Origin of the sequence: Xenorhabdus kozodoii (assembly GCF_002632875.1) — a bacterium.
In the GTDB taxonomy this organism is placed as follows: Bacteria; Pseudomonadota; Gammaproteobacteria; order Enterobacterales; family Enterobacteriaceae; genus Xenorhabdus; species Xenorhabdus kozodoii.
This window is the reverse complement of sequence record NZ_NJCX01000042.1, coordinates 1-11,501: the sequence shown is the minus strand read 5'-3', so window position 1 is coordinate 11,501 and position 11,501 is coordinate 1. Positions and strand designations below refer to the sequence as shown.

At 57.9% G+C, this 11,501-nt stretch carries 1 protein-coding gene; it reads right to left on the bottom strand.

All coding sequences use genetic code 11. The annotated features are described in order from the left end of the window. On the bottom strand, positions 1–11,501 hold an 11,501-nt coding region (locus Xkoz_RS18200; RefSeq protein WP_141554442.1), incomplete at both ends, for a non-ribosomal peptide synthetase.

Sequence of the window (11,501 nt, the reverse complement as noted above, 5' to 3'; positions counted from 1 at the left end):
ATCCTCAAAGACCGCGGCAAGGCTGTCGGGATGCTGTTCTGCCTGTGCTTCAAATAGTTGGTGGATGAACGCGTCTTGCGGGAAATCCGTTTGGGTGGCGTTGAAATCCCCCAGCAATTGTTGCCGCTCTGCCGCCGGCAAGATCGGGATATCCCGAATGTCTTGTTGCGGGTTGTGCGTTAAAGCCTCAACCAACCCACGAATGGCCGTCGCCAGATAGGTATTGATCCGTGCCGGCGCAATCTCGGCTATGGTCAGGGCGGTCAGTTGGAAACCGTCGCCCAAATCATCCACCGACAGGGTGATGGGATAGTTGGTGCGCTCCTCGGCGGACAAAACCCGGATGCCCGCCCAGATAGCCTCAACCGCCTCGGTTTCACCCGATGGGCTATGGCGATAATTCAGTAAGGTACTGAACAGCGGCAGGGGCGGTTCCACGCCACTGCAACGCTGGGCAATGGCCAGCGGTGTTTGTTCATGATCCAGCAGTTCGCTCAGGTGCTGGTAGGTTTCCTGTACAATGTCCTGTACCGAACGCCCGCCCAGCGAGAGGCGCAGGGGCAGGGTGTTGATAAACATCCCCAGTATTTGATCCGCCCCGGCGCCGCCTTGCAGCCGGCCGAGCAGCACAGAGCCAAACACCACATCCTCGCGGCCGCTGGTTTGTGCCAGCACCTGTGCCCAGGCCACATGGAACAGCACACTGGGGCTGACCCCGAAACGACGCGCCTGGGTGCGGATCGCTTTTGTGAGCTCAGGGGCGATAGAGAATTGCGCTTTCGTGACAAGGTCATTGCCAATTTTTACGTCAATGACGCCAAACGGTGCCGTGGGTTCATCAATATCCGCCAGTTGGCTGCGGAAATAGGCTTCATGCTCGGCAATGGGGGTATGCAAGGTTTGCGCGATAAAGTTGCGGTAAGGTAATACTGCCGGCAATTGCGCTGTCTTGTCCTGCAAGAGTAAGGCAATTTCGGCAAAAATCAGATCCAACGTGACATGGTCACTGACCAGATGGTGGAAGCGCAGCGCCAGCAACCACTCATCTTGCGCCGGATCGTGGGTGATATCGGTGGCAAAGAGTGGCGCCTGGCTGATATTGAGACGGTGCTGGCGTGGATCGGTGTGCGCCAGTAACTGGGCGGGAATATCGTCCGGGCTGGCCGGGGTGAATTCACGGATAGCCAGCGACGCCTGACGCCAGACCGCTTGCACCGGTTGTTCCAGTCCTTGCCAATAAATGGCGGTACGCAAAATATCATGCCGGTCGATAACCTGTTGCAACGCTGCCAGAAAGCGATCAAGCCGCTCACGGGTATCGAATGCGAGCAAACTCTGTTGCAGATAGTTATCCCCTTGCGCCTGTAACAGATGATGGAACAAGATCCCGGCCTGCAACGGCGCCAGCGGGTAAATATCCTGCACATTGCTTACCCCGCCCGGCACCTGCCCAACGATGGTATCAATCTCACCTTGGGTGAGCGAAACCAACGGTAGCTTGTCCGGCGTAAGGGCAGCGCAACCCGCTGGGATCAGGTTAGGGGGCACGACAAACGTCTCGGTGTCATGCCGGATAGCCTGCGCCATTTCAGCCAGAATCGGGGTGGCAAATACGCTACGAATGTCGAGCCGCCAGCCCCGATGACGCAGCCCTTCGATCAGGCTGACAATCATCAGCGAATGGCCGCCGAGTTCAAAGAAATGGTCATGGCGGCTGACTTGTTCCAGTCCCAGCAAGTTTTGCCAGATCTGGGACAGGGCGATTTCTCTCTCACCGACCGGCGCGGCATAGTCGCGAGTGGCAACCGCCGCTAAATCCGGTGCCGGCAGCGCCTTGCGGTCGAGTTTGCCGTTGGGCGTCAGCGGGAAGCTGTCCAGTGCCACAAAGGCACTGGGTAGCATATAGTCCGCCAGATACTGGCTGAGTTGCTCCCGCAATGCCGTCGGCACCCGTTCCGCCCCGTCCTCTGGTCGCAGGTAGGCGACCAGCCGTTTCTGGCCGGGTTCGTCTTCGCGGGCGATGACCACCGCTTCGCGCACCCCGTCACATTGGGTCAGCCGGGCCTCGATTTCCCCCAGCTCGATACGGAAGCCGCGCAGTTTGACCTGAAAATCATTGCGGCCAAGGTAGTCAATATTGCCGTCGGGCAGCCAGCGGCCGAGGTCACCGGTCTTGTACAGGCGAGCGCCCGGCTTGGCAGCGAAAGGATCGGCTAGAAAACGTTCGGCCGTCAGTTCGGGGCGGTTGAGGGAACCACGGGCGACGCCCACCCCGCCGATATAAATTTCCCCCGCCACACCGCGAGGAACCGGCTGGCCGTGGGGGTCCAGAATATAAATTTGGGTATTCACGATAGGCCGGCCTATTGGTGGCGCGCTTTCCTTTTGGGGATCACACGGGGAGAGGGTGGCACAAACCGTGGATTCTGTTGGCCCATAGGCATTGATGATAATCCGTTGGCCTGTTGCCCAACGCCTGACTAACGCCGATGAGCAGGCTTCGCCGGCCAGCACCAGAACGGACAGGTCGGGCAATTCAGCACCCGGCGTTAAGGCACCCGCTGCAACAGGAGGAAGGGTGACATGGGTGATCGCCTGAGTTTTCAAGGTACTCATCAGGGCCTCACCGGGTAATAGCGCTTCACGGGAGGCCAGGATCAGGCAAGCCCCCTGGCACAAGGTAGTGGCAATTTCAGAGATGCAGGCATCAAAGCTGAAAGAAGCAAATTGCAACAGTCGGGAGTGGGCGGTGATATGGAATGCTGCAATTTGTGCCTGAGTGAGGTTGTACAGGCCACGATGTTCAACCATCACCCCTTTGGGCAGCCCCGTAGAGCCAGAGGTGTAGATAACATAAGCCAGATGATGCGGGAGGACACCGGCATCAGGATTATTTGTTGCGGAGCCATCGAAGGATACGGTGTCAAGCTGCACGGTGGGTCGGTCACTGCGTAGTGTCGCCACTAATGACGCCTGGGTCAGTAACACCACTGGTGCTGCATCGTCCAGCATATAGGCCAGCCGGTCGGCGGGGTAGTCCGGATCGAGGGGCACATAGGCAGCGCCGGCTTTCAGGACAGCCAGCAAGCCGACCACCATCTCAAGGCTACGTTCGACACAAATCGCCACCCGATCATCCGGCCGCACTCCCAATCCAATCAGGTGATGGGCTAACTGATTGGCGCGGCGGTTTAACTCCCCGTAGCTGAGCGTGTGATCCTCAAAGACCGCGGCAAGATTGTCGGGATGCTGTGCGGCCTGCGCCTCAAACCGTTGGTGAATTAACGCGGCTTGCGGGAAATCCGCCTGGGTGGGATTGAAATCCACCAGCAGTTGTTGCCGCTCCGAGGCGGGCAGCATCGGCAACGTGGCAATGAGCTGGGTTTCATCCGCCACCATCGCCGCTAAAATATTGCTGAAATAGCCGACGATCCGCTCAACGGTTGCGGTGTCGAATAAATCGCTGACATATTCCAGTTCACCGACCAGACCGGCCTCGGTTTCGGCCAATGACAAGGTTAAGTCAAAGTGGGCGCTGGGATGCATTTGCTCAATGGGTGAACATTGGAGATGGGGAAATGCCAGCGCCTGGGTGGGGGTATTGTCTAAAGCCAGCATCACCTGAAAAATCGGGCTGTAGCTGAGATTGCGTTCCGGCTGGAGCGCTTCCACCACCTGCTCAAAGGGCAGATCCTGATGGGCATAAGCAGCCAGTGCCCGTTCCCGCACCTGGGCAAGCAAATCCGCGACACGGAGATCATCATTGCAGGTGATGCGCAGCGCCAGCGTGTTAACGAAGAACCCGATTACCCCTTCCAGCTCAGGGTGCGGGCGGTTAGCCACCGGGGTGCCGATAACAATATCCTCCTGCCCGCTGAGCCGATTCAGTACCAGACTCCAGGCACTGAGCACCGTCATAAACAAGGTGGCGTTATGGCGCTGCCCCAGCTTTTTCAGGGCATCCAATAAGCTGGCATCAAGGTGAACAGGAACCCGGTTGCCCACGAAAGATTGTAGCGCGGGGCGCGGGTGGTCAGTCGGCAGTGTCAGTAAGGCTGGCGCATCTGCAAGCTGCTTGCACCAGAAATCACGTTGTGCTGTCAGCGCCGCCTCTTGCAACCAGTGACGTTGCCAGACGGCATAGTCGGCATACTGAATGGACTGTGGCGGTAACGGCGCGTCTTTATCGTCAAGGATGGCGTGATAAAGCACACTGAGTTCATGCAACAGCACACCGTTGGACCAGCCATCAGAGATAATATGGTGCTGCGTCAGCAGCAAGGCATGTTCTTCATCGGCCAGTTGCAGCAAGTGACCGCGGATCAGTCGGCCTTGGGTAAAGTCAAAAGGTGTTTGTGCTTCGCGTGCCGTTAATTCCGCCATGCGGCTGTCTTGTGCTTGCGGTGCCAATGGGCGCAGATCCTGGTAAGGCAGGGCAAGGCCAATCTCCGCCGCATCAATGTGCTGGCAAGGTTGGCCGGAAATGAGCACAAAGCGGGTACGCAAACTTTCATGGCGGGCGACCAGATAGTCGAATGCCCGCGCCAAGGCAGGGCGATCAAGCGGTCCCGTCAGGCGTAATGCCACAGGGATATGGTAAGCCAGGCTGGCTGCCGGATCGAGCTGGCTGAGGAACCAGAGCCTTTGCTGGGCAAAGGAAAGGGGCAACGGCTGGCTGCGATCAGCGGGTGGGATCACTATCTGCACCATTGTCGATGCACCGGTCAGCGTTTGCGCCAACTGCATCAGAACGGGTTGGTCAAAGAGTTGCTGTAGTGACAAATCCCGTGCCAGTTTTTGGTGTATATGTGCGACCAGTTGGACAGCCAGCAGAGAATGGCCACCGAGTTCAAAGAAATTATCGTGGCGACCCACTTGTTCCAACCCCAGCAACGTTTGCCAAATCTGGGCCAGGGCGATTTCCATTTCACCGATGGGGGCTTCATAGCGACGGGTAATCACCGCCGCTAAATCCGGTGCCGGCAGCGCGTTGCGGTCGAGTTTGCCGTTAGGCGTGAGCGGGAAAGCATCCAGCGTGACAAAGGCACTGGGAAGCATGTGTTCCAGCAAGCTGGCACTCAATTGTTCGCGCAGATCGGCGGGGGTGAGCGTGACGTCCGGTTGTGGGATCAGGTAAGCCACCAGACGCTTATCACCGTTTTCCTCTGCACGGGCGATCACCACCGCTTCCCTGACGCCTTTACAGCCAACCAGCCGGTTTTCAATTTCGCCCAATTCAATGCGGAAACCGCGTATCTTGACCTGAAAATCGTTGCGGCCAAGGTAGTCGATATTGCCGTCGGGCAGCCAGCGGCCGAGGTCGCCGGTCTTGTACAGGCGGGCATTGGGCGCGGTTGAAAAGGGATCGGGGATAAAACGGTCTGCCGTCAGTGCCGGCCGGTTGAGGTAACCGCGGGATACCCCCGCACCGCCAATGTAAATCTCACCGCTTACCCCAAGGGGCACGGGCTGTTTCTGGGTATCCAGAATATAAATTTGGCTATTGGCGATCGGTTTCCCGATGGGAATGTTGTCAACGCTACTCGCCTGATGATGGGTATCAAACGTGAGGCAACCCACCACCGTTTCGGTGGGGCCATATTCGTTGATAATGCGTGAATCCGGTGACAGATCACGCCAAAGGGCGACGACGGATTGGGGGAGCACCTCCCCACCGACGATGAAACAACGGGCAGGACAGGTTCGTTTTTCCAGCCGTAATGCCTGACCGATTGCCGCGAAATGGGTCGGGGTGACATTAACCAGTGTGGCGGCGGCTATCGCGGGGGATAACAGTGCGGGCACCAACTCAGTCAGCGCCTGGCCTTCACGGATCAGGTGCAGTTTGCCGCCACACAGCAGGGGTAAATAAAGGCTGGAGACGGTGGCATCAAACGCAAACGGGGCTGACACGATGCTGTCGGTGGGTCTGGTCGTGACATAGTAACTCAGCCCCCATTGCAGGTAATTGCTGAACCCGGCGTGTTCCACCATCACCCCTTTGGGTTGGCCGGTGGAGCCAGAGGTATAGATGACATAGGCCAGATGATGTGAAGTCAGCCCCAGCACTTGTGGATCAGGATTATTTTCCGCGCTATTGTCGAAAACCGGGGCATCAAGTAGCACGGTAGGCAGGTGACTGCCTAGTCGGTCAATCAGTGATGTCTGGGTCAGTAATACCACCGGCGCCGCATCATCCAGCACATAGGCCAGCCGTTCGGGCGGGTAAGTGGGGGAGAGCGGGACATAAGCGCCCCCCGCCTTGAGGACAGCCAGCAAACCGATCACCATCTCCGGGCTGCGTTCGACACAGATGGCAACCCGATCATCGGGACGCACCCCCAGCCCAATCAGGTGATGGGCTAACTGGTTGGCACGGCGGTTTAATTCTTCATAGCTCAGGGTTTGGCCTTGGTAGACAACAGCGATCGCGTCGGGCGCTTGTGCGGCCTGCGCCTCAAACCGTTGGTGGATAAACGCCCCTTGCGGGAAATCGACCTGGGTGGCATTGAACTCCACCAGCAGTTGTTGTCGCTCTGCTACCGGCAAGATGGGGATATCCCGTATTGCTTGTTGCGGGTGGTGAACCAGGGCATCGACCAAACCGCGGATGGCGGTTGCCAGATAGGTGTTGATGCGCTCCGGCGCAATGCCGGTTACGGCCAGGGTACTGAGCAGGAAACCGTCGCCTAAATCATCCACTGATAAGGAGATAGGATAGTTAGTGCGTTCTTCGGCGGCCAAAATACGGATATCGGCCCAGAGGGTATCAACCGCGCCGGTTTCATCCGATGGGCTATGACGATAATTCAGCAAGCTGCTGAACAACGGCAGGGGTTGGGCTACGCCACTGCACTGTTGTGCCAGCACTAACGGTGCCTGCTCATGCTCCAGCAAGGCGATCACATTGTGATAGGTTTCCTGCACGATGTCCTGGACTGTGCGCTCGCCCAGAGAAATGCGCAGGGGCAGGGTGTTAATAAACATCCCCAGTATTTGATCCGCCCCCGCACCGCCTTGCAGACGGCCGGAGAGTACGGAGCCAAACACCACGTCATCGCGGCCGCTGGTTTGTGCCAGCACTTGCGCCCACGCGACATGGAACAGCACACTGGGGCTGACCCCGAAACGACGCGCCTGAGTACGGATAGCGTTGGCTAAATCGGGGGCGACAGGCAGGCGTGCCTCAGTCACGAAGTCGTTGTCAGTTTGTAGCTTGAGCACACCAAACGGTGCGGTGGGTTCATCAATATCCGCCAGCCGGCTGCGGAAATACGCCTCGTGGTCGGCGGCCGGTGTTCCCAGGATTTGCGCGATAAAATTGCGATAGGGCAATACCGCGGGCAATTTATCTGCCTTGTCCTGCAAGATGAGTGCAATTTCGGCAAGGATCAGCTCCAGTGTCATATGGTCACTGACCAGATGATGGAACCGCAACGCCAGCAACCATTCATTTTGTGCCGGATTGGGGGCGATATCGGCGGCAAACAGCGGGGCGCGATCCAGGTCAATACGGTGCCGGCGTGGATCGGTGTGCGCCAGTAATTGCGCCGGAATATCGTCCGTTGTGGTCGGGGTAAATTCACGGATAGTCAGCGGTGCCTGACGCCAGACCACCTGCATCGGTTGTGCCAAATCTTGCCAGCAAATGGCGGTGCGCAGAATATCATGCCGGTCGATGACTTGTTGCAGCGCCGCTAAAAAGGCATTGAGGCGCTCACGGGTATTGAAAGCCAGCAAACTTTGCAGCAGATAATTATCCCCTTGCGCCTGTAACAGATGATGGAACAAGATCCCTGCCTGCAACGGTGCCAGCGGATAGATATCCTGCACATTGGCCGCACCGCCCACAACCGTGGTAACAAGGGTATCAATGTCGATTTGGGACAGGGAAGCCAAAGGCAGCATATCGGGCGTGATAGCCGTACAACCTTCGGGGATACGGTTGGGGGGCACGATAAAGGCGCTGACGTCACGCTGGATAGCCTGAGCCATATTGACGAGGATCGGCGCGATAAACACGCTGCGAACATCGAGTTGCCAGCCCAGATGACGCAGCGCTTCGATCAAACTGACAATCATCAGGGAATGGCCGCCGAGTTCAAAGAAGTGGTCATGGCGGCTGACTTGTTCCAGTCCCAGTAAATCTTGCCAGATCCGCGCCAGGGCGGTTTCGGTTTCACCCACGGGGGCTTCATAGTGGCGAGTGACAACCGCGGAGACATCCGGGGCTGGCAGCGCCTTGCGGTCGAGTTTGCCGTTAGGGGTGAGCGGGAAAGTTTCCAAGGTCACAAAGGCACTGGGCAGCATATAATCCGCCAGATGCTGGCTGAGTTGCTCCCGCAATGCCGCCGGCACCAGTACCATCCCGTCCTCTGGCCGCAAATAGGCGACCAGCCGTTTTTGTCCGGGTTCGTCTGCGCGGGCGATCACCACCGCTTCACGCACCCCGTCACATTGGGTCAGTCTGGCCTCGATTTCTCCCAGCTCGATACGGAAGCCGCGCAGTTTGACCTGAAAATCATTCCGGCCAAGGTATTCAATTGTGCCATCCGGCAGCCAGCGGCCGAGGTCACCGGTTTTGTACATCCGGGCAGCCGAATCCGGGCAGAACGGATCGGCAAGGAAACGCTCGGCCGTCAGTTCGGGACGGTTGAGGTAACCACGGGCGACACCAGCTCCGACGATATACATTTCCCCCGCCACCCCAAGCGGCACCGGATGCCCGTGGGGATCGAGAATATAGATCCGCAGGTCAGCCAGAGGCTGGCCAATCAAACTGCCCTTCCCTGAGTGGATATCGACTTCGGTGAGTTCCCGATAGGTGGCATGAACGGTAATTTCGGTGATGCCATACATATTGACCAGACGGGTTTGCGCCGTCGGGTTGCGAGCCACCCACGGGGCAAGCGTGTGTAATTCCAGGGCTTCGCCGCCAAAAATAATGCACCGCAGGGAATGTGCCGTCGTATCCTGGGCGGAAATTAACGGACGGAAAGCACTGGGGGTCTGGTTCAGGATCGTGACGTGTTCACGGCACAGTAGCGAATAAAACAGTTGTGGTGAACGGGCACACTCGGCGGAGATAATGACCAGCCGGCCGCCGTAAGCCAGGGCACCCCAGAGTTCCCAGACGGAGAAATCGAAAGCAAACGAGTGGAACAGGGTCCAGACATCTTGGTCATCAAACTGGAAACGGGACTGTGTGGCGGCTAGCAGGCGGATGACATTAGCGTGCTCGACCATCACCCCTTTGGGGGTGCCGGTTGATCCCGATGTGTATATGATGTAGGCCAGATGACGGGATGTCAGTCCCTGCGCTGGTACATCTGGATTGTCATCGGGTTGCGTGGCCAGTGTTTCTGGGGTATCCAGCAAGACCACAGGCAACTCACTGTTCAGTTTGTCGCATAATGTTGTTTGTGTCAGCAAGGCGACCGGTGCGGCATCGTCCAGTATATAGGCTAGCCGGTCGGCGGGGTAAGCGGGGTCGAGCGGCACATAAGCGCCACCGGCTTTCAGGACAGCCAGCAACCCGACCACCATTTCCAGGCTGCGCTCGACACAAATCGCGACCCGATCATCCGGCCGCACGCCCCGTGCCATCAGGTGGTGGGCTAACCGGTTGGCACGACGATTGAGTTCGCCATAGCTCAGGGTTTGCGCCTCAAAGACGACTGCAATTCTGTCGGGATGTTGTGCGGCTTGCGCTTCAAACCCTTGGTGGATCAAGGCCTCTTGCGGGAAATCCGTCTGGCCGGCATTGAAGCCTTCCAGCAGTTGTTGCCGCTCCGAGGCCGGCAGCATCGGCAATGTGGCAATGGGCTGGGTTTCATCGCTCACCATAGCGGCCAGTACATGGGTTAAATAGCCCGCCAGCCGTTCAATGGTCGTGGCATCAAATAAATCAGTAGCATAAGCCAATTCTCCGGCCAACCCGGTTTCGGTTTCGGTCAATGACAAAGTTAAATCAAAGTGAGCGCTCTGGTGTGCCTGCTCGACGAGGGTGAGTTGCAAATCAGGTAACCTGGACTCCTGGAGAGAGAGGTGTCGTGGCGTGTTGTTTAAGGCCAGCATCACCTGAAAGAGAGGGCTGTAACTCAGACTGCGTTCCGGCTGGAGGGCTTCCACCACCTGTTCAAAGGGCAGATCCTGATGGGCGTAGGCCGCTAAGGTCTGTTCCCGCACTTGGGCAAGCAGATCCGCCACACTAAGGTCATCCCTGAAAGTGATGCGCAGCGCCAGCGTGTTAACGAAGAACCCGATTAAGCCTTCCAGCTCCTGGTGTGGCCGGTTAGCGATGGGGGTGCCGATAACGATATCCTCCTGCCCACTGAGCCGGTTCAATACGAGACTCCAGGCACTGAGTACCGTCATAAACAAGGTGGCGTTATGGCGCTGCCCCAGTTTTTTCAGCGAAGCCAATAAACGGGCATCAAAGTGCACCGGGATCTGGCCGCCAACATAGGATTGCACCGCCGGGCGTGGCCGATCGGTCGGTAATGTCAATAAGGCCGGCGCCCCGGCAAGTTGGGTACACCAGAAATCGCGTTGGGCAATGAGCGTGGCCTCTTGCAGCCAGTGACGTTGCCAGACGGTATAGTCGGCATACTGAATGGGGAGTGGTGCTAAAGGCGTGTCTTGACCTGCAAGGAGGGCGCGATAAAGCTCACTGAGTTCATGTAACAATACCCCGATAGACCAACCATCAGAAATAATATGGTGTTGCGTCAGCAGCAAGAGATGCTCTTCATCGGCCAGTTGCAGCAAGTGACCACGGAGCAGCGAGCCTTGGGTAAAGTCAAACGGCGTCTGCGCGTCGAGTGCCGTTAATTCCGCGATCCGGTTGTCCTGTACTTCCGGTGCCAATGGACGCAAATCTTGATAAGACAGGGTAAAGCCAGTCTCCGCCGGATCGATATGCTGGCAAGGCTGGCCAGCAACCAGCCCAAAGCGGGTACGCAAACTTTCATGGCGGGCGACCAGATGGTCGAGTGCGTCGGTCAAAGCGCGGCGATGAAGCTGGCCGGTCAGGCGCAGCGCCATCGGGATATGGTAAGCCAGACTGGCCGCCGGGTCGAGTTGGCCGAGGAACCATAAGCGCTGTTGGGCAAACGACAGCGGCAAGGGTTGGCTGCGATCCGCCACCGGAATGGTGATCTGCGTGGTGGTTGACGTGTCAGCGAGCGTTTGCGCCAACGGCATCAAGACCGGTTGTTCAAAGAGCGTCTGTAACGGCAACTCCCGTGCCAATGTTTGCCGGACGCGTGCCGCCAGTTGAACGGCAAGCAGGGAATGCCCACCCAGTTCGAAGAAATTGTCGTAGCGACCCACTTGTTCTAACCCCAGCAACTCTTGCCAGATTTGCGCCAGGGCGATTTCAGTCTCACCGACCGGCGCTGCATAGCGACGGGCAGCGACAGCGGATAAATCCGGTGCCGGCAATGCCTGGCGGTCGAGTTTGCCATTGGGGGTCAGCGGGAAGGTATCCAGCGTGATAA